This window comes from Kitasatospora sp. NPDC001664 (assembly GCF_053596675.1).
Genome location: NZ_JBSFGS010000002.1, coordinates 94,299 through 112,120, shown reverse-complemented (window position 1 = coordinate 112,120; position 17,822 = coordinate 94,299). Strand labels below are relative to the sequence as shown.

Sequence of the window (17,822 nt, the reverse complement as noted above, 5' to 3'; positions counted from 1 at the left end):
AGGGGCGGTACCCGGTGGTTCCGGGTACCGCCCCTCCGACGTGCGCTCAGTCCTGCGGCCACACCTCGGCGAGCATCTTCCGGGTGTCGGCGAGCAGTTGGGGCAGCACCTTGGTGTGCCCCACCACCGGCATGAAGTTGGTGTCCCCGCCCCAGCGCGGCACCACGTGCTGGTGCAGGTGGGCGGCGATGCCGGCACCGGCCGCGGCGCCCTGGTTCATCCCGATGTTGAAGCCGTGCGCGCCGGAGGCGGTGCGCAGGGCCGTCATGGCGCGCTTGGTGTAGTCGGCCAGCTCGGCCGTCTCCTCCGCGTCCAGGTCGGTGTAGTCGGCCACGTGCCGGTACGGCACCACCATCAGGTGCCCGCCGTTGTACGGGTACAGGTTGAGCACCGCGAAGACCGCGCTCCCCCGGGCGATCACCAGCCCGTCCTCGTCGCTGAGCGAGGGGATCGAGCAGAACGGGCAACCGTCGTCCGGTGCGGGCCCGGTCGGCTTGTTCTCTCCCTGGATGTACGCCATCCGATGAGGCGTCCACAGGCGCCGGAATCCATCCGGTTCGCCCACACCCCGCTGCAGTTCCGGCTCACTCGTCATGCTGATCAGCATATTCGCCAGGACGCCCGGGGAAAGCAGTCCGGGGCGGACTCTCTCGAAGAGGGCCCGCCCCGGAGCGTACGAACCGTCAGACCTGGACCCGGCTGCGGACCGCCTCGACGATCTCGGCCACCGCCTCGGCGACCGGGACGCCGTTCTTCTGCTCGCCGTTGCGGTAGCGGAAGGAGACCGCGCCGGCCTCGACGTCGTCGTTGCCCGCGATCAGCATGAACGGGACCTTCGACTTCTGGGCGGTGCGGATCTTCTTCTGCATCCGGTCGTCCGAGGCGTCGACCTCGACCCGGATGCCCTGCTTCTTCAGCTCGGCGGCCACCTCGCGCAGGTACGGGATGTGCTCGTCGGTGATCGGGATGCCGACCACGGTGACCGGGGCCAGCCACGGCGGCATGGCGCCGGCGTAGTGCTCCAGCAGCACCGCGAAGAAGCGCTCGATCGAGCCGAACAGCGCACGGTGGATCATGACCGGGCGCTGGCGGTTGCCGTCCGAGCCCTGGAACTCCAGCTCGAAGCGCTGCGGCAGCTGGAAGTCGACCTGGATGGTGGACATCTGCCAGGTGCGACCGATCGCGTCCCGGGCCTGCACCGAGATCTTCGGGCCGTAGAACGCGGCGCCGGCCGGGTCGAGGACGAGCTCCAGGCCCTGCTTCTCGGCGGCGGCCCGCAGGGTCTCGGTGGCCTCCTCCCAGTCCTCGTCCGAGCCGATGAACTTCTCCGGGTCCTTGGTGGAGAGCTCCAGGTAGAAGTCGTTCAGGCCGTAGTCGCGCAGCAGGTCGAGCACGAAGGTCAGCAGCGAGTCGAGCTCGTCCGCCATCTGCTCGCGGGTGCAGTAGATGTGCGCGTCGTCCTGGGTGAAGCCGCGGGCCCGGGTCAGGCCGTGCACCACGCCGGACTTCTCGTAGCGGTAGACGGTGCCGAACTCGAAGAGCCGCAGCGGCAGTTCGCGGTAGGAGCGGCCGCGCGAGCGGTAGATCAGGTTGTGCATCGGGCAGTTCATCGGCTTCAGGTAGTAGTCGATGTCGCCGTCGAGCTTCATGGGCGGGTACATCCCGTCCGCGTACCAGTCGAGGTGACCGGAGAGCTCGAAGAGCGTGCCCTTGGTGGCGTGCGGGGAGTAGACGAACTCGTAGTCCGCCTCCTCGTGGCGCTTGCGCGAGTAGTCCTCCATGACCCGGCGCATGATGCCGCCCTTGGGGTGGAAGACGGCCAGGCCGGAGCCGATCTCCTCCGGGATGGAGAAGAGGTCCAGCTCGGCGCCGAGCTTGCGGTGGTCGCGCTTGGCGGCCTCCTCGAGGAAGTCGAGGTGCGCCTTGAGCTCGTCCTTGGTCGGCCAGGCGGTGCCGTAGATGCGCTGCAGCATCGGGTTCTTCTCGCTGCCGCGCCAGTAGGCGGCCGCGTTGCGCATCAGCTTGAAGGCCGGGATGTGACGGGTGCTCGGCAGGTGCGGGCCGCGGCAGAGGTCGCCCCAGCAGAGGTCGCCGGTCTTGGCGTCCACGTTGTCGTAGATGGTCAGCTCGGCGCCGCCCACCTCGACGTCGGCGCCCTCGCCGGCCGTCGCGGCCGAGCCCTTGAGCCCGATCAGCTCCAGCTTGTAGGGCTCCTTGGCCAGCTCCTCGGTGGCGGCCTCGTCGGTGACCACCCGGCGGGAGAACTTCTGCCCGCGCTTGATGATCTCCTGCATCTTCTTCTCGACGGCCTTCAGGTCGTCGGGGGTGAACGGCTTCTCGACGTCGAAGTCGTAGTAGAAGCCGTCCTTGACCGGCGGGCCGATCCCGAGCTTGGCCTCCGGGAAGAGCTGCTGCACGGCCTGCGCCATCACGTGCGCGGTGGAGTGCCGCAGGATGTCCAGGCCGTCCTTGCTGGAGATGACGACGGGCTCGACCTCGTCGCCCTCCTGGACCTGGTAGGCCAGGTCCTTGAGCGCACCGGCCACCCGGGCGGCGATCACGGCGCGGTCGTCGGCGAAGAGCTCGGCGGCCGTGGTGCCCGTGGTCACCACGCGCTCTTCCCGATCGGGTTCGCGGTTGATGATGATCCGGACGTCGGTCACCGGTCTCTCCTGACCTCTGTGTACCGCAGCACCGTGCTGCGCGAGTCCGATGGTACCGAGATCACGAGCCGCGCCGCGCACCGCTGCCCCCTCTCCGGACAGGTGTGCGCCCCTCGCTGGATTGAGGGGGCGTCAACTGCGGTATCACCTGGGCAGAACGCGGCCGTGCCCGGCGCGCCACTGGTCCTCGGTGGCGCGCCGGGCGCCGCCCGGTGGGGATCGGGGGCTCGTCATGCCGCACACCCAGCCCTGGTACCAGGGCCCGCTCGCCTCTTTCGACACCGAGACCACCGGCGTGGACGTCGAGACCGACCGCATCGTCTCGGCGGCGCTGGTGCTCCAGACCGCGCCCGGCGCTCCCGTCCGGACGCTCTCCTGGCTGGCCGACCCGGGGGTGCCCATCCCCGAGGGCGCGCAGGCCGTGCACGGCATCACCGACCAGCGGGCCCGCGACTTCGGCCGCCCGCCCCGGGTGGTGGTCGCCGAGATCGCCCGCGCGCTGGCCGAACAGGCCCACCGCCACGTGCCCTTGGTGGTGATGAACGCGCCCTACGACCTCACCCTGCTCGACCGCGAGCTGCGCCGGCACCGGGCCAGCACGCTCGCCGACAGCCTGGGCGGGAACGAACTGCTGGTGCTGGACCCGCGGGTGATGGACAAGTACGCCGACCGCTACCGCAAGGGCCGCCGCACCCTCACCGACCTGTGCGCGCACTACGGGGTCAGCCTCACCGGCGCCCACGACGCGGCGGCCGACGCCACCGCCGCGATGGACCTGACCCGCGCCCTGGGCCTGCGCTTCCGGGTGCCGCTGGGTTCGCTCACCCCGGCCGAGCTGCACCTGCGCCAGGCGGTCTGGCACGCGGCCCAGGCCCGGGGCCTGCAGAACTGGTTCGACCGCTCCGGTGCCGCGGAGCAGGTCGACTTCTCCTGGCCGCTCCGCCCGGCCCGCTGCGCCTGCGGCGGCCGGCCCTACCCCGAGCACGACTGCGGCGTCGCGGCCTGAGCCGGCCCCCGCAACGACGGCAACGGCAGAGGCCCTGACCGGCGAACTGCCGGTCAGGGCCTCTGTGTTACTCGGTGGGCGATACTGGGATCGAACCAGTGACCCCTTCGGTGTGAACGAAGTGCTCTCCCGCTGAGCTAATCGCCCGGGCAACGAGATGAACAGTAGCACCCCTCGGGCCCGACTGGCCAATTCCCTTCCGCGGGGCCCGAGCGGACGGTCCCCCAGTTCCCGTCCCCGGCACGGAGACTGACGCGGAATCAGACCGCGCGGTGGAACTCCCCGGAAACGACGGAAGACCCCGGCCAATTAATTGGCCGGGGTCTTCCCGCATTCCGGTGGGCGATACTGGGATCGAACCAGTGACCCCTTCGGTGTGAACGAAGTGCTCTCCCGCTGAGCTAATCGCCCGGGTGCAGGGAAAACATTACCGCATCCGGAGGGGTGCTCCGAACACCCCTCCGCGCTCCCCCCGCGACCCCCGCTCCCCCGCGGCCGGCGCTCCGGTCAGTCGTTGATCTTCCACGGCATGACCAGCCCGTACCGCCACAGGTACCAGCCGCCCAGCCCGGCGATGATCACCAGGCCGATGCTCGTCAGGATGATGTTGCGGCGCCGGACCTTCGGGTCCAGTGCCTTCTGCGCCGCCTCGGTGACCTTGCGCTTGGTCCAGCGCAGCACCAGCTGCGCCCAGACGAACTCGGTCGCCCAGATGCCCATGCCCAGGAAGATGACCACCCAGCCCGGCCCGGGCAGCGGCAGCATCACCACACCGAGCGCGACCACCGCGAGGCCGACCAGGAAGACCGCCACCTGCCAGCTGAGGTGGAGCGGTCTGGAGCGCCGGATGAAGTGCGGCGCCTTGGACCCGAGGCCCTCGTCGGCCGCCGGGCCGGCCTTCGAGCCCTCGGGCTCGGGATTGTCGTTTCGTACAGCCATGCCGCGAAAACTACCGGAGCGCCCGCCCGGTTCCCGGGCCCCGGAGGCTCCGTAGCGATTCCGCAATGCGCCGGAAGGGGTACGACTCGGACCGGAATCGGGACAGACGGGTTTACACCGGGCTTTCAGGTGGGATGGTCCGTTCGCCGACGTGCGATTCCCCGAGCGCACACTGAGCGAAAGGCCCTGGCGCTTATGAACACCACGGTCAGCTGCGAGCTGCACCTGCGCCTCATCGTGTCCAGCGAGTCGTCACTGCCCGTCCCCGCGGGCCTGCGCTACGACACTGCCGACCCCTATGCCGTGCACGCGACCTTCCACACGGGTGCCGACGAGACCGTGGAGTGGGTGTTCGCCCGCGACCTCCTCGCGGAGGGGCTGCACCGACCCACGGGCACCGGCGACGTCCGGGTGTGGCCCTCGCGGAGCCACGGTCAGGGGGTGGTCTGCATCGCCCTGAGTTCTCCGGAAGGAGAAGCCCTGCTGGAAGCCCCGGCTCGAGCGCTCGAGTCCTTCCTCAAGCGCACCGACGCCGCCGTGCCACCCGGCACCGAACACCGTCACTTCGACCTCGACCGGGAGCTGTCCCACATCCTCGCCGAGAGCTGACCGCCGCACCGGCAGGTCCGCTCCCGCCACCGCGTCCGTCCTACTCGGGGGCACGGTCGCACGCTCAACCGCCCACGGGCGGTCCGTCAGGGCCGGGCCCCGGCACGCTCCCACCGGAGCGCGCCGGGGCCCTCGCCCTTTCCCGGCGGGACCGGGCGGGACCGGCCGGCGAGGCCCGTGGTGACGGCCCGTGCCGGTAGAGTCGCGGGAACGACCGACGCGGGGCCCACGAAGCCCCCGCCGCGCGAGGAGCCTCACGTGCTGATCACCCATGACACCGAATGCGCGCTGGGCATTCTGGTCGAGCTGCTCAACACCTCCCCCGACGCCTGCGGCAGCGAACAGCTCCCCGACCTGGCGGCGCTGCACTCGTTCGTGGCCCGCCGGGAGATCAGCGAGGTCGACTCGCTCACCCCGGACGACCTCACCGCGGTGCGCTCGCTCCGCGGCCGGCTGCGCGAGGTCTTCTCGGCCGGCTCCACCGACGAGGCCGCCGAGCTGGTCAACGCGGTGGTCGCGGCCGCCGGCACCACCCCCCGGCTGGTCAACCACGACCACCACGGCTGGCACATCCACTACTTCGCCCCGCACGCCGCGATCGGCGACCACCTGGCGGCCGAGCTCGGGATGGCGCTCGCCTTCATCGTGATGGCCGGCGAGCGCGAGCGGCTGCGCCGCTGCGAGGCGCCGGACTGCGCCCGGGTCTTCGTCGACCTCTCCCGCAACCGCTCCCGCCGCTACTGTGACAGCCGCACCTGCGGCAACCGCCTGCACGTCGCCGCCTACCGCGCCCGCCAGCGCTCCGCCGAGGCGGTCCCCGCCGGCTGACGGCCCCGCCCTCCCGGTCCTCCTGCTCCGACCCGCTCCGCGAGCCACGGTCAGGCGGGCGGTGAGGGGGTCGGCGGGCGAAGGGTGGAAGACTTGGCCCCATGACCGATGCTCCCCTCCCGCGGCTCGAGTTCTGGGCCGACCTCCAGTGCCCCGACTGCCGCACCGCCCTGACCGACCTCGACGCCCTGCGCGAGCAGTACGGCGAGGCCCTCACCGTCGAGCTCCGGCACTTCCCGCTGGAGAAGAACAAGCACGCCTACGCCGCCGCCCAGGCCGCCGAGGAGGCGCTCGCCCAGGGCCGGGGCCGGGAGTTCACCGAGGCGCTGCTGGAGCGCTGCGAGGAGCTGGCCAAGGCCAAGAACGGCGAGGCGTTCCTGGTCGCACTGGCCGGTGAACTCGGGCTGGACGCCGAGGAGATGGACGTGGCGCTGATCGACGGGCGGCACACCCTGGTGGTGGACGCCGACCAGGCCGAGGGCAAGGCGATCGGCGTGACCGGTACCCCGACGTACCTGATCGCCGGTCAGCGCCTGGACGGCGGCAAGAGCCAGGAGGGGCTGCGCGAGCGGATCGTCGAGATCCTGGACGCGGCGGCGAAGGGCTGACCCTCCCTCAGAGCAGCGGCTTGCCGAACACCCGGCGGGTGAGCCGGTAGCCCAGCGACTCGTAGAGCCGGATGGCCACCGCGTTGGAGCTGAACACGTTGAGCCCGAGGTCGGCCACTCCGGCCGCCAGGCACTCCCGCTCGGCGAGCCGCATCAGGGTGCGGCCATGGCCCTCGCCGCGGCGCCCCTCGTCCACCTCCACCGTCATCACCCAGGCCAGCGGCGAACCGTCCGGCAGGGTGCTCTGGCGCAGCGTCACCCAGAGCGAGCCCAGCACGGTGCCCTGCGCGTCCAGCAGTTCGCGCAGGGCCGTGCCGGGGGTGGCGTGGCCCTGGAGGAGCAGTCGCCGGTGGTCGGTGTCGGCCTTCTCCCGGGCCTGCGGCTCGGCCAGGCCGGAGCCGGTGAGGTGGCTGACGTAGCCCTCCTTGGCCTGGGTGAGCCAGGCCTCGAAGCGGTCCGGGCCGATCGGACGGACCGTCAGGCCCGCCGGGAGCTCCGGGGCGCGGCCGAGGTGCTTGGCCATGTTCCGCATCCGCTCGGTGTACCCGAGCAGCCGGGCCAGCCCGAGGGCGGCCTCGTTGCCGGCCGGGACGGTGACATCCACCCGGCTGCAGCCCCAGCCGCGCAGCACCTCCTCGGCGGCCAGCGAACCCACCGTGGCCCGGCCCCGCCGCAGACCCTCGGTGACCTCCAACTCCGAGACGGTGCCCCAGCGTTGCTCGCCGTACGGGGTGGCCGTGGTGCGCAGCGAACCGACCGGGCGACCGTTGACGCAGATCAGCCAGCGCCGGGTGCGGCCGCCGTCGGGACGGATTTCCTCGGGGTGCTCGGGGCGCAGGGTGGTGGTCATGGGGTGTGCATTCCCCGTCCCGCCCCGGCTGATCCGCGCCGGGGAATCACGGGTCGAGGTCGTCCGCGGCGCGCTCGGTGAACTGGCGCATGGCCTTGAGGGTGACCGGTCCGGGCCCGGCCAGCTCGCGGTCGTCGATCCGGGTGACGGCCTGCACGTCGCGCAGGGTGGAGGTGAGGAAGACCTCCTCGGCCTCAGCCAGCACCTCGAACGGGAGGTCGGCCTCCTCGGCGCCGGCCCAGTCGACGACCAGCTGCCGGGTGATGCCGGCCAGGCAGCCGGAGGCGAGCGGCGGGGTGAGCAGTCGGCCGCCGAGCACCACGAAGATGTTGGAGCCGGTGCCCTCGCAGAGCCGGCCGGCGGTGTTGGCGAAGATCGCCTCGGAGGCGCCGGCCCGGTGGGCGGCGGCCAGGGCGACCACGTTCTCGCCGTAGGAGGTGGTCTTGAGACCGGTGAGCGCGCCGTGCTCGTTGCGCCGCCACGGGACGGTCTTCACCGCGGTGGTGTCCGGGCGGGGCTTGGCGGTGCCGACCGCGATCACCAGGGTGGGCGGGGCATCGCCGCGCTCGGAGCCGAGCGGAGCCGTGCCGCCGGTGTAGGTGATCCGCAGCCGGCCGAGCTCCATCGGGTTGGCGGCCAGCACCTGGCGCACGCCCTCGCGGACCACCGCGTGGTCCGGGGCGGGCAGGCCGAGGCCCTCGGCGGAGCGGCTGAGCCGGTCGAGGTGGCGAGTGAGCGCGAAGGCCGCGCCGTCCACCGCCTTGGCCGTCTCGAAGACGCCGTCGCCCACGGTCAGCCCGTGGTCGAGCACGGAGACGGTGGCGCTGCTCTCGTCGACCAGGCGGTCGTTGACCCAGATCATCAGGTGTCGCTCCTAGGGGCCCGCACTGCTACTCGGTGCCCGAGGCTATCGCGACCAGGCGGGCCGCCTTGAGCTCGGTCTCGTCCCACTCCCGCTCCGGGTCGGAGCCCCAGGTGATGCCGGCGCCGGTGCCGAAGTGCAGCACCGGGCGGTCCGCCTCGCTCCGGTCGATCCAGAACGTCCGGATGCCGACGGCGAGTTCGGCCTCGCCCCGGTCGGCGTCCACCCAGCCGACGGCGCCGCAGTAGGGGCCGCGCGGGGCGGTCTCCAGGGCCTCGATGATCCGCAGCGCACTGCTCTTGGGAGCCCCGGTGACGGAGCCGGGCGGGAAGGTGGCCCCGAACAGCTCGGCCCAGCCGGCCCCTTCGCGCAGCTCGCCCTCCACGGTGGAGACCAGGTGCACCAGGCCGGGGTGCTTCTCCACCACGCAGAGGTCGGGCACGGTGACGCTGCCGGTGGCGCAGACCCGGCCGAGGTCGTTGCGGACCAGGTCCACGATCATCACGTTCTCGGCGTGGTCCTTCTCCAGCAGGTCGTGCTCGGTGCGGCCGGTGCCCTTGATCGGGCCGGAGGAGACGGTGCGGCCCCGGCGGCGCAGGTAGAGCTCGGGCGAGGCGGTGGCGATCTCGACCCCGTGGCCGGGCAGGCGGATCGTTCCGGCATGGGGCGCGGGGTTGCCGTGCGCGAGCAGTCCGGTGAGCGCGTCGATGTCGCTGCGCTCCGGGTCGGGCAGCGGCGCGGTCATCACCCGGCAGAGGTTGGCCTGGTAGACCTCGCCGGCCGCGATGTGCTCGCGGATCCGGCGCACGCCCGCGGTGTAGGCGTCCCGGTCGAGCGAGCTGTGCCAGCTGCCGGGGTCGGGCCCGAGCCAGCCGTCGGTGCGCGGCGGGGCCGGGTCGGGACGGACGGAGTCGAAGCGCGCGCAGGTGAGGCGCCCCTCGAAGTCGTACGCCACCGCCCAGTACCCCTCGCTCTCGAGGGCGGCCGGGTCGGAGGTGACGTCGCGCAGGCCGGTCGCCAGCCGGCCGGCGAACCTCGCCATGGGGGTCGGGCTGATGCGGGGGGTGGTGCGGCCGGACACGGTGCTCCTGCGCGGTGAGGGTGGTGCGGGGGTGCTTCGAAGTGTAGGTCGGAGGGGGTGCCCGGCGTCGGGTCGCGAGGGCCCGCAGGCGGGCCCGGTGACCTGACGAGGTGCCAGCTCGCGGGGGTCGCGGAGGGCACCCCGTCGGCACGCTGCGGGAACGGAATTTGAGCTGGCCCAGGAATCCGCTAAAGTTCAACACGTCGCCGGGAAACGGAGCCGCAGGAAAGCGGTGAAGGGCCTCGAAGACAGGCGGACGTGGCTCAGTTGGTAGAGCATCACCTTGCCAAGGTGAGGGTCGCGAGTTCGAATCTCGTCGTCCGCTCGACGGAGAACGGTGTAAGATCGTTCCCTGTTGTTGCCTGGTGGAGTGGCCGAGAGGCGAGGCAACGGCCTGCAAAGCCGTGTACACGGGTTCAAATCCCGTCTCCACCTCCATGAGGTGCCCCTGGTTCGCCGGGGGCCCTCCCCGCGCGATTAGCTCAGCGGGAGAGCACTACCTTGACACGGTAGGGGTCACTGGTTCAATCCCAGTATCGCGCACGTCGGTCCCCTCGGGACCTGCCCGTAGGACGCCCCATCAGGCGCGATTAGCTCAGCGGGAGAGCACTACCTTGACACGGTAGGGGTCACTGGTTCAATCCCAGTATCGCGCACTTGCAGTACCGCCTCACCAGGCGCGATTAGCTCAGCGGGAGAGCACTACCTTGACACGGTAGGGGTCACTGGTTCAATCCCAGTATCGCGCACTTGCAGTACCGCCCCATCAGGCGCGATTAGCTCAGCGGGAGAGCACTACCTTGACACGGTAGGGGTCACTGGTTCAATCCCAGTATCGCGCACCACACAGCCAAGGGCCGTGATCCGGACAGGATCACGGCCCTTGGCGTTGCCGGGGGTTGACGGACCGTCAGGGCGTGGGCGCCGGCACGGATGCGCGCGGGCGGCGGCACGGATGCGGCAGGGGCCGGGTACGTGCCGCCCTCACCGACGACTCGTACCCGGCCCCTGCTCCGTGCGCCGGAGTTGCTGCCCGCACCGCCCGCCCGCCCGTCCGCGTGCGCCCGGCGGTGCCGGCTCCGGCTGTGGCGCCTGCCCTCTCCCCAGAAGGTCAGCGCCCGATCAGTTCGGCGACGGCCCTGGTCTGGGTCGCCAGTTGGTCCCAGCCGCCGAAGAGCACCAGCAGGGCGACCGCGACGGGGAGCACCATCGCCACGGCCACCAGCGGGTGCCGGGTGGCCTGCTCGGAGGAGCGGGCGGAAGCCGGGCGGAGCCCGAGGCGACGACGGCCCGCCTCGTTGAGCTGGACGGCCATGGTGGGTGCTCCTGCCTTCTTCGTGAAGTCGCTGGTCTGCTGGAAAGTCGGTCGCGGTGGGCGGTTCACCTCGGGGGACGAGCCGGGCCGCCCACCGCTGACTCAAAGGTATGGCGCGGCACCGACGCGGACGTCATGCCCGCGTACCGTTCGGTGGGCCTCCCGGAGGATGACGCCCCTCCCCCTCAGGTACTACTGGAGGCGGAGAAGGGGCCCGGCCGAACCCCGGGGGAACCCTGAGGGGCACCCCCGAGAGGGGCGTCCGGGGGAGATCGGACAATCCGACCGGCCGGCTGGTGTTGCGTATCAGCACACCGCAGCGCGGAGTCCGTAAGCTGTGCCGGAGCAGGATTCTGACGGTGCCCCACCCGACGGGGTCTCAACCACCGGACTGACGGGAAGAACTGACGATGGCGATGATGCGGCTGAGGCGTGAGGACCCCCGCATCGTCGGCCCGTACCGCCTGCACCGTCGGCTCGGGGCCGGCGGGATGGGCGTGGTCTACCTCGGTTCGGACCGCAAGGGGCAGCGGGTCGCGCTCAAGCTGATCCGGGCCGAGCTGGCCGAGGACTCCGAGTTCCGCACCCGCTTCGCCCGGGAGATCGCGGCCGCCTCGAAGATCCGCGGCACCTGCACGGCCCGGGTGGTCGGCTCCGACATCGAGGCCGACCGGCCCTGGCTGGCGACCGCGTACGTGCCGGGGCCCTCGCTGTACAAGCGGGTCGGCGAGGAGGGACCGCTGCCCTGGCCGGAGGTGGCCCGGATCGGGGCCGCGCTGGCCGACGGGCTGGTGAAGGTGCACGAGGCCGGGGTGGTGCACCGCGACCTCAAGCCCTCCAACATCCTGCTCTCGCCCAAGGGTCCGAGGATCATCGACTTCGGCATCGCCTGGTCGCGCGGCGCCTCCACGCTCACCCACGTCGGCACCGCCGTCGGCTCCCCCGGCTTCCTGGCACCCGAGCAGGTCCGCGGCGCCGCGGTGACGCCGGCCACCGACGTGTTCGCCTTCGGGGCCACGCTGGCCTACGCGCTCACCGGGGACTCGCCGTTCGGCTCCGGCGCCTCCTCCGAGGTGATGCTCTACCGGGTGGTGCACGAGGAGCCCGACCTGTCCGCCGTGCCGCCGCAGTTGGCGCCGCTGGTGCGGGCCTGCCTGGCCAAGGAGCCGGCCGAGCGGCCCGGCGCGGCCGCGCTGCACGAGCGGCTCACCGAGCTGGCCGCCCGGGGCGCCGCGGCCGGCCGCCGGGCCGTCGCTCCCCCGCCGCCGCCCGGGCGGGCCCCCGTCCAGCAGCGGCCTGCGGCCCCGGCACGGCCCGCCGCGTACCAGCCCGGGACGCACCAGCCCGCCACCCTGCCGATGCCGCCCGGCATGACGGCCGAGGCGCTGAGGGAGCGTCAGGGCGAGCGGGCGGGCGTCCACCCGTCGGGGTCGGTGCACGCCGCCGACCGGACCACCGTGCGGCACGGCGAGCAGCCGGGCTCGCGGCCCGCCGGTGCCAGGCCCGCAGCGGCCCGGGAGCGGACCACGCCGCCCGGCGGCCGTCCGGTCCCGCCCGGCCCGCGCTCCGGCCAGCCCCGGCGCGACCGGCAGCACACCCCCGTGCCCGGCCGTCCCGGCGGCCCCGGGGAGGCGCGGCGGCGGCTGATGCGGCAGCGGCTGGTGGTCTTCGTGACCGTCACCGTGGGGGTGGCGCTGGCCATCGCCGCCGCCCAGGGCTGCGAGAACCGTTCCGACCAGGGCCTGCGCTCCCCGCACTCGCCGGCCGCCTCCGCTCCCGCCTCCGGGGCCTCCGGCACGCCGGTCTCCGTCTCCATCGACGGGGTGCAGCCCTCCGCGCCGTTCGCGGCGGTGGCCAAGGGCCCCTCCGGCGACGCCGGGCTGGCGCCCGCGGGCGGAGCCCTGCCCGCCGTGGACTGGGCCAACCGCAGCTACGCCGACCCCTCCGGCGGGGCCGCCATCCGCCTGCGGGACGGCCGTTCGGCCACCGAGGGCGGCCCGCAGGTCTCGCTGAGCGCCGTCGTCCCGGCCCGCTACCACGGAGCCCCGGCGGCCCTGGTGGTGCTGCGCCGGGCGGAGGGCTCGGCCCCGGCCGACCTGGTCCAGCTCTACGGCTTCAGCGCGGACACCCCCGTCCTGCTCGCCGCCCGCACCTCGGTGGCCGACCCGCAGGCCGCCGCCACCTGGCGGGTCGAGCCGGGCGCCCTGATCCGGGAGGAGCGGGTCTCCGCGACGGGGGCCGGGTCGACGACCCGTTACACGGTGCGCGGCGACGGGCAGTTGGAGGAGTCCTGGCCCGGCTCCGGCGTCACCGGCACCCCCGCCGGCCCCGCCCCGGCCGCGGCCGGCGCCCCGCCGTCGGCGATCTCCCCCACCGCGACGCCCAGCGGCAGCTGACGCGCGCCGGCCTCGGGCCCGGTCCTTCGTCCGGCACGGGGCAGGGTCCGGGACGGTCCGTCCACTGTCAGTGGGCGGCCGCCAGGAGGGAGCGGGTGTAGTCGGTGTGCGGGGCGGCGAAGAGCTCGTCGCGCGGAGACTGTTCGACCAGGCGGCCGTGGTGCATGACGGCGATGCGGTCGCAGAAGTGGCGGACCACGGCGAGGTCGTGGGAGACGAAGAGGAAGGCGACGCCGAGGCGCTCGCGCAGTTCGGCGAGCAGGTTGAGGACCTGGGCCTGGACGGAGACGTCGAGGGCGGAGACCGGTTCGTCGGCGATGATCAGGCGCGGGCCGGGGGCCAGGGCCCGGGCGATGCCGATGCGTTGGCGCTGGCCGCCGGAGAACTCGTGCGGGTGGCGGTCCAGATGGGCGGCGGAGAGGCCGACGTGTTCGAGGAGTTCGGCGGCGCGCTCGCGGCGTTCGGGGGCGGTGAGGGTGGTGTGCAGGCGCAGCGGGGTGTCCAGGGTCTGGGCGACCGTGCGGCGGGGGTTGAGGGAGGCGTACGGGTCCTGGAAGACCAGCTGGACCTCGCGGGCCAGGCGGCGGCGCAGGGCGCGGTCGGGGCGGGTGGCGTCCTGTCCGTCGTAGCGGATCGTGCCGCCGGTGGGGCGTTGGAGGCCGGCCAGCACCCGGGAGGTGGTGGACTTGCCCGAGCCGGACTCGCCGACCAGGCCGAGGCTCTCGCCCGGGGCGATCCGCAGGCTCAACCCCTCGACGGCGCGGAAGGGCTCGGCCGTGCGGAAGGGGTGACGGCGGCGGCCCGGGAAGTGCACGGACAGGTCCTCGACCTCGACCAGCCAGGAGGTGTCGGGACGGTGGGCCGCCCTGGGTGCCGTACGGGCCGGGGCGGGTGACGGGTCGTCGACCGTGGGCAGCACCGAGCCCGGGACGGTGTCCAGGGTGAGCGCGGCCCCGACCAGGGCGCGGGTGTACGGCTGCTGCGGGGCGGCCAGCAGCTCGGCGGTCGGGGCGGTCTCCACCGTCTCGCCGTGGCGGAGCACCAGAGTGCGGTCGGTGTGCCGGGCCACCACCCCGAGGTCGTGACTGATCAGCAGGACGGCGGTGCCGTGCTCGCGCCGCAACTCGCCCAGCAGATCCAGCACTTGGCTCTGCACCCGGGCGTCCAGGGCGGTGGTGGGTTCGTCGGCGACCAGGACGTCGGGCCCGTTCATCAGGGCCATCGCGATCATCACCCGCTGGCGCATCCCGCCGGAGAACCGGTGCGGATGGTCGCCGGTCCGGGCCGCCGGGATGCCGACCCGGTCGAGCATCTCGGCCGCCCGGCGGCGGGCCTCCGCCCGTCCCGCGCCGGGGTGGTGCAGCCGGTACATCTCGGAGAGCTGGGCGCCGACGGTGTGGAACGGGCTGAGCGAGGTCAGCGCGTCCTGGAAGACCAGGGCGATCCTGCCCCCGCGCACCCGGCGCAGCTCCTGCTCCCCCGCGCCGACCAGCTCCTGTCCGCCGAGCCGGGCGGAGCCGGTGACGGTGGTGGTGCGGGGGTCGTGCAGGCCGAGCAGGGCCAGCCCGGTGGCGGACTTGCCGGAGCCGGACTCACCGACCAGGCCCAGGACTTCGCCCGGGGCGAGGTCGAAGGAGAGGCCGCGCACGGCCCGTACGGGTTCGGCCCCGTCGCGGGCGGCGAAGCCGACGGAGAGGTCGCGGACGCTGAGCACCGGCGCGGTCGAGGTGTTCGTGGTCATCGGGAAAGCTCCTGAGGCGGGGTCAGCTGAGGCGGATGCGCGGGTCGAGCCAGGCCACCACCAGGTCGGCCAGGGCCACGAAGAGGACCACGAAGCAGGCGGCGAGCAGCACGGTGCCGACCACGGCGGGCAGGTCCTGGCCCGCCACCGCCTCGGCGGCGAAGGTGCCGACGCCGTTCAGGCCGAAGACGGTCTCGGTGATCACGGCCCCGCCGAGCAGGGCGCCCGCCTCCAATCCGAGCAGCTGGACCAGCGGCCCGGCCGCGCCGCGCGCCGTGTACTTCAGGTGGGCCCGCAGCCGGCTCAGGCCCTTGCCGCGCGCGGTCCGGACGTACTCCTCGTCCATGGTCTCCAGCAGCTGGGCGCGGGAGAGCCGGGCGAAGACGGCGGAGTTGACGAAGCCGAGCACCAGCCAGGGCAGCAGCATCCCGCCCGCCCAGGCGGCGGGGTCGGTGGCGGGCGGGGTGTAGGCGGGCAGCGGCAGCAGGCCGGTCGAGTGGACCAGGGCCCACTGGGCGAGGTAGCCGAGGAAGTAGATCTGCACGCTGGCGCCGAGCAGGGTGAAGCCGGAGAGCAGCCGGTCGGTGCGGGTGCCGTGGCGCAGCGCGGAGACGAAGCCGGTGCCCAGGCCGAGGACCAGCAGCACGGCCAGGGCCCCGGCGGTGAGCGAGAAGGTGACCGGCAGGTGCTCGGTCAGGGCCTGGGTGACGGGCTGGTGGAGCCGGTAGGAGTAGCCCAGGCAGGGGGCGGCGCAGTCGATGACCGAGCCGTCCACGTCGCTGATCCCGCGTCCGGCGACGACCCCGGCGAGGTAGTCGGTGTACTGGGTGAGCAACGGCTGGTCCAGGCCCATGCTCTGACGGACCGCCGCCACCTGCCCGGAGTCGCAGCGCGGGCCGCAGGCGGCCCGGGCCGGGTCGGCGGGGGCGGCGTGGAAGAGCACGAAGGCGGCGGCGGAGACCGCGGCCAGCACGGCGAGGGCCTGGAGGGCCCGCCGCAGGGCGAAGGAGAGCATGGCCGGTCCGGTTTCGTGGATGCGGGTGGTACGAGGCGGGTGCGGCCCCGGCCCGGCGGATGCGGCTGGGGTACCGCCCCGGCGGGTGCGGGTGGGGGTACGGCCCCGCCCCGGCGGAGGCGGGGCCGTGCGGAGGCGTCAGGCCTTGAGGAAGACCCACGCGAGGCTGACGGACCCGTAGATCGGGTGGATGAAGGCGCCGCCGACGTTGGCGCCGCGCAGCTGGGTGGCGTTGGGGTAGGCGAAGGGCAGCACCGGGACGTCCTTCATCACGGTCTGCTCCAGCGCGTACAGCTCCTTGGCCTTCTGCCGGGGCTCGCCGATCTGGTTGATCCGGTCGATCTCCTTGTCCACCGCCGGGTTGCGGTAGCGGGCCGAGTTGAGGTCGCTGTTCGCCCGGCCGTCGAAGGAGAACGGGACCAGCGTGGACGGCGTCGGCCAGTCCACCGAGCTGGTCTCCTCGAACAGGTCGTACGGGGAGTCGGCCCGGTGCGCCTCGTCCAGCAGCGCCTTGGCGTCCACCGGCTTGGGCACGATGGTGATCCCCGCCTTGGCGAAGCCGTCCACCAGCACCTGGGCGACCCGCTGCCCGTTCGGGGTGTTGGCGTACGCGTAGGTGAGGCTGGTGGGCGCCTGCTTGGCCTTGGCCAGGGCCTGCTTGGCGGCCTCCGGGTCGCCCTCGGGCTTGGCCGGGTAGAGGTCGTACTTCTGCCAGTCGAGCAGCGCCGGGGAGCTGAGCGTGGTGGCCAGCTCGCCGACCCGGGAGCCGCCGAGCACCTGGCGGGCCTGCTGGCGCGGGTAGGCCAGGTGCAGGGCCTTGCGGACCTCGGGGTCGGCGACCCGCTCGTTGTTCACCACCAGCTGGGTGACGAAGGCGCCCTGACGGCCGGTCACCACCAGCTCCTTGGCCTTCGGGTCGGTGTCGGTGGTCTGGTACAGCTCGGGCGAGAGCTGGGTCGCCACGGTGGTGGCGTTGGCGCCGCCGTCCCGGCCGGAGAGGATCTCCTGGTTGATGTTGAGCGCCTCCTTGCCGAAGCTGAAGACGAACTTCTCCGGGTACTGGCTGCGGATCGGGTCGGTCTCCGGCTTCCAGTGCGGGTTGCGCTCCAGCACCAGGCGGGTGTTCTGGACGTGCTCGGCGATCCGGTACGGGCCGCTGGCGAAGGGCAGGCGGTCGTAGTCGGTGCCGGTGTCCTTGTCCTTGCGGACGGGGGAGGACGAGGACTGCGCCGCCATGTACGGCACGTCGGCCTGCGGCTGCGGGAAGCGGAGGACCAGGGTGCGCTCGTCCGGGGTCTCGATCGCGGCCAGGTCTCCGTCCTGCGGGCCGGCGTACTTCTTCCGGGCGTCCTCGTAACTGGCCTCGCCGGTCAGCCACTGCGCCCAGTACGGCGGGCCGACCTCGAAACCCTTCCCGAAGGAGCGCTCGATGCCGTACTTCACCTGGTGGGAGGTGATCGGCTGCCCGTCCTCCCAGGCCACGCCCGCCTTCAGCCGGTACGTCCAGGTGCGGCCGCCGTCGGTGGCGGTGCCGGTGTCGGTGGCGAGGTCGCCGACCAGCTTCGCCTTGCCGTCCACCACCTGGTACTGGGTCAGCTGACGGCCCCACAGCAGCGAGGTGTTGTAGGCGGCGCCCGCGTAGACCTTCTGCGGGTCGAGGTGGCGGAAGTCGGTGGTGTTGTAGACGTTCACCGTGCCGCCGGGCTTCGCACCGGGGACGGCGGGCGCCGGGCCGGCGCTCTCCTGCTCGGTGCCGAGGGCGGCGGTGAGCGGGGAGGTGTCCTTCGCTCCCGGGGCCGCGCCACCGCCGCCCGCACCGGCTCCCGCCGAGCAGGCGGTGGCGAGCAGCGCGGTGGCGAGGACGGCGAGGGTCGCTTTGGTCAGGCGCATGGCGGAGTGACTCCTTGCC

14 protein-coding genes, 8 tRNA genes and 1 pseudogene are annotated in these 17,822 nt (G+C 73.0%); 11 read left to right on the top strand and 12 right to left on the bottom strand.

Annotated features, from left to right (window positions below):
* Positions 1 to 46: 46 nt before the first annotated feature.
* Both ACWCYY_RS02900 and thrS read right to left on the bottom strand, forming a co-directional pair.
* Positions 47 to 607, bottom strand: coding sequence for an HIT family protein (locus tag ACWCYY_RS02900; RefSeq protein ID WP_345278976.1), 561 nt, complete (start codon positions 605 to 607; stop codon positions 47 to 49).
* 76 nt (positions 608 to 683) lie between these two features.
* A complete protein-coding gene (gene thrS, locus ACWCYY_RS02895; protein WP_345278974.1) occupies positions 684 to 2,663 on the bottom strand; it encodes a threonine--tRNA ligase in 1,980 nt (659 codons plus the stop codon).
* A gap of 232 nt (positions 2,664 to 2,895) precedes the next feature.
* Between thrS and ACWCYY_RS02890 the strand changes: the two genes are divergently transcribed.
* The gene (locus ACWCYY_RS02890; protein WP_345278972.1) at positions 2,896 to 3,669 is read left to right on the top strand and encodes an exonuclease domain-containing protein; all 774 of its coding nucleotides are present in this window, start codon (positions 2,896 to 2,898) and stop codon (positions 3,667 to 3,669) included.
* A 75-nt stretch (positions 3,670 to 3,744) separates the two neighbouring features.
* On the opposite strand, the gene ACWCYY_RS02885 is transcribed toward ACWCYY_RS02890, so the two are convergent.
* The 3 genes from ACWCYY_RS02885 to ACWCYY_RS02875 all read right to left on the bottom strand — a co-directional run bounded on the left by ACWCYY_RS02885 (position 3,745) and on the right by ACWCYY_RS02875 (position 4,608).
* A tRNA-Val gene (locus tag ACWCYY_RS02885) sits at positions 3,745 to 3,816 on the bottom strand.
* 192 nt (positions 3,817 to 4,008) lie between these two features.
* A tRNA-Val gene (locus ACWCYY_RS02880) sits at positions 4,009 to 4,080 on the bottom strand.
* Positions 4,081 to 4,176: 96 nt separating this feature from the next.
* Complete coding sequence (locus ACWCYY_RS02875; protein ID WP_345278970.1) at positions 4,177 to 4,608, bottom strand: TIGR02611 family protein; 432 nt, start codon at positions 4,606 to 4,608, stop codon at positions 4,177 to 4,179.
* Positions 4,609 to 4,803: 195 nt separating this feature from the next.
* On the opposite strand from ACWCYY_RS02875, the gene ACWCYY_RS02870 reads away from it, so the two are divergent.
* From ACWCYY_RS02870 to ACWCYY_RS02860, 3 genes are all read left to right on the top strand, one after another.
* Positions 4,804 to 5,217, top strand: a complete 414-nt coding sequence (locus ACWCYY_RS02870) for an SsgA family sporulation/cell division regulator (RefSeq protein ID WP_030056266.1) — start codon at positions 4,804 to 4,806, stop codon at positions 5,215 to 5,217.
* Positions 5,218 to 5,475: 258 nt separating this feature from the next.
* On the top strand, positions 5,476 to 6,045 hold the full coding sequence (locus ACWCYY_RS02865) for a CGNR zinc finger domain-containing protein (RefSeq protein WP_345278968.1): 570 nt from the start codon (positions 5,476 to 5,478) through the stop codon (positions 6,043 to 6,045).
* Between the two features lie 101 nt (positions 6,046 to 6,146).
* Entirely contained in the window at positions 6,147 to 6,653 is a 507-nt protein-coding gene (locus ACWCYY_RS02860) for a DsbA family protein (protein ID WP_345278966.1), read from the top strand.
* A gap of 7 nt (positions 6,654 to 6,660) precedes the next feature.
* Here the strand turns inward: ACWCYY_RS02860 and ACWCYY_RS02855 are convergent, their stop codons facing one another.
* Genes ACWCYY_RS02855 through ACWCYY_RS02845 form a run of 3 tightly spaced genes read right to left on the bottom strand, consistent with a single transcriptional unit; the run spans position 6,661 to position 9,407 of the window.
* A complete protein-coding gene (locus ACWCYY_RS02855) occupies positions 6,661 to 7,503 on the bottom strand; it encodes a GNAT family N-acetyltransferase (RefSeq protein ID WP_345278964.1) in 843 nt (280 codons plus the stop codon).
* Positions 7,504 to 7,549: 46 nt separating this feature from the next.
* On the bottom strand, positions 7,550 to 8,365 hold the full coding sequence (locus tag ACWCYY_RS02850) for an aminotransferase class IV (protein WP_345278962.1): 816 nt from the start codon (positions 8,363 to 8,365) through the stop codon (positions 7,550 to 7,552).
* A gap of 28 nt (positions 8,366 to 8,393) precedes the next feature.
* Positions 8,394 to 9,407, bottom strand: coding sequence for a chorismate-binding protein (locus ACWCYY_RS02845; protein WP_345278960.1), 1,014 nt, complete (start codon positions 9,405 to 9,407; stop codon positions 8,394 to 8,396).
* 291 nt (positions 9,408 to 9,698) lie between these two features.
* Between ACWCYY_RS02845 and ACWCYY_RS02840 the strand changes: the two genes are divergently transcribed.
* From ACWCYY_RS02840 to ACWCYY_RS02815, 6 genes are all read left to right on the top strand, one after another.
* A tRNA-Gly gene (locus tag ACWCYY_RS02840) sits at positions 9,699 to 9,771 on the top strand.
* A gap of 39 nt (positions 9,772 to 9,810) precedes the next feature.
* Positions 9,811 to 9,884 (top strand) — tRNA-Cys (locus ACWCYY_RS02835).
* 33 nt (positions 9,885 to 9,917) lie between these two features.
* Positions 9,918 to 9,989: transfer RNA gene (locus tag ACWCYY_RS02830), tRNA-Val, on the top strand.
* Between the two features lie 41 nt (positions 9,990 to 10,030).
* Positions 10,031 to 10,102: transfer RNA gene (locus tag ACWCYY_RS02825), tRNA-Val, on the top strand.
* Positions 10,103 to 10,123: 21 nt separating this feature from the next.
* Positions 10,124 to 10,195, top strand: a tRNA-Val gene (locus tag ACWCYY_RS02820).
* A 21-nt stretch (positions 10,196 to 10,216) separates the two neighbouring features.
* Positions 10,217 to 10,291: transfer RNA gene (locus tag ACWCYY_RS02815), tRNA-Val, on the top strand.
* Between the two features lie 266 nt (positions 10,292 to 10,557).
* On the opposite strand, the gene ACWCYY_RS02810 is transcribed toward ACWCYY_RS02815, so the two are convergent.
* Positions 10,558 to 10,761: a hypothetical protein gene (locus tag ACWCYY_RS02810; RefSeq protein ID WP_345278959.1), complete on the bottom strand. Its 204-nt coding sequence runs from the start codon at positions 10,759 to 10,761 to the stop codon at positions 10,558 to 10,560.
* Between the two features lie 410 nt (positions 10,762 to 11,171).
* On the opposite strand from ACWCYY_RS02810, the pseudogene ACWCYY_RS02805 reads away from it, so the two are divergent.
* Positions 11,172 to 12,446 (top strand): annotated as a pseudogene (locus ACWCYY_RS02805) (serine/threonine-protein kinase); the annotation flags it as partial.
* Between the two features lie 778 nt (positions 12,447 to 13,224).
* On the opposite strand, the gene ACWCYY_RS02800 reads toward ACWCYY_RS02805, so the two are convergent.
* From ACWCYY_RS02800 to ACWCYY_RS02790, 3 genes are all read right to left on the bottom strand, one after another.
* The gene (locus ACWCYY_RS02800) at positions 13,225 to 14,898 is read right to left on the bottom strand and encodes a dipeptide ABC transporter ATP-binding protein (RefSeq protein ID WP_449794892.1); all 1,674 of its coding nucleotides are present in this window, start codon (positions 14,896 to 14,898) and stop codon (positions 13,225 to 13,227) included.
* Between the two features lie 22 nt (positions 14,899 to 14,920).
* The gene (locus ACWCYY_RS02795; protein WP_449794891.1) at positions 14,921 to 15,913 is read right to left on the bottom strand and encodes an ABC transporter permease; all 993 of its coding nucleotides are present in this window, start codon (positions 15,911 to 15,913) and stop codon (positions 14,921 to 14,923) included.
* Positions 15,914 to 16,051: 138 nt separating this feature from the next.
* The gene (locus ACWCYY_RS02790) at positions 16,052 to 17,803 is read right to left on the bottom strand and encodes an ABC transporter substrate-binding protein (RefSeq protein ID WP_449794890.1); all 1,752 of its coding nucleotides are present in this window, start codon (positions 17,801 to 17,803) and stop codon (positions 16,052 to 16,054) included.
* Positions 17,804 to 17,822 lie beyond the last annotated feature (19 nt).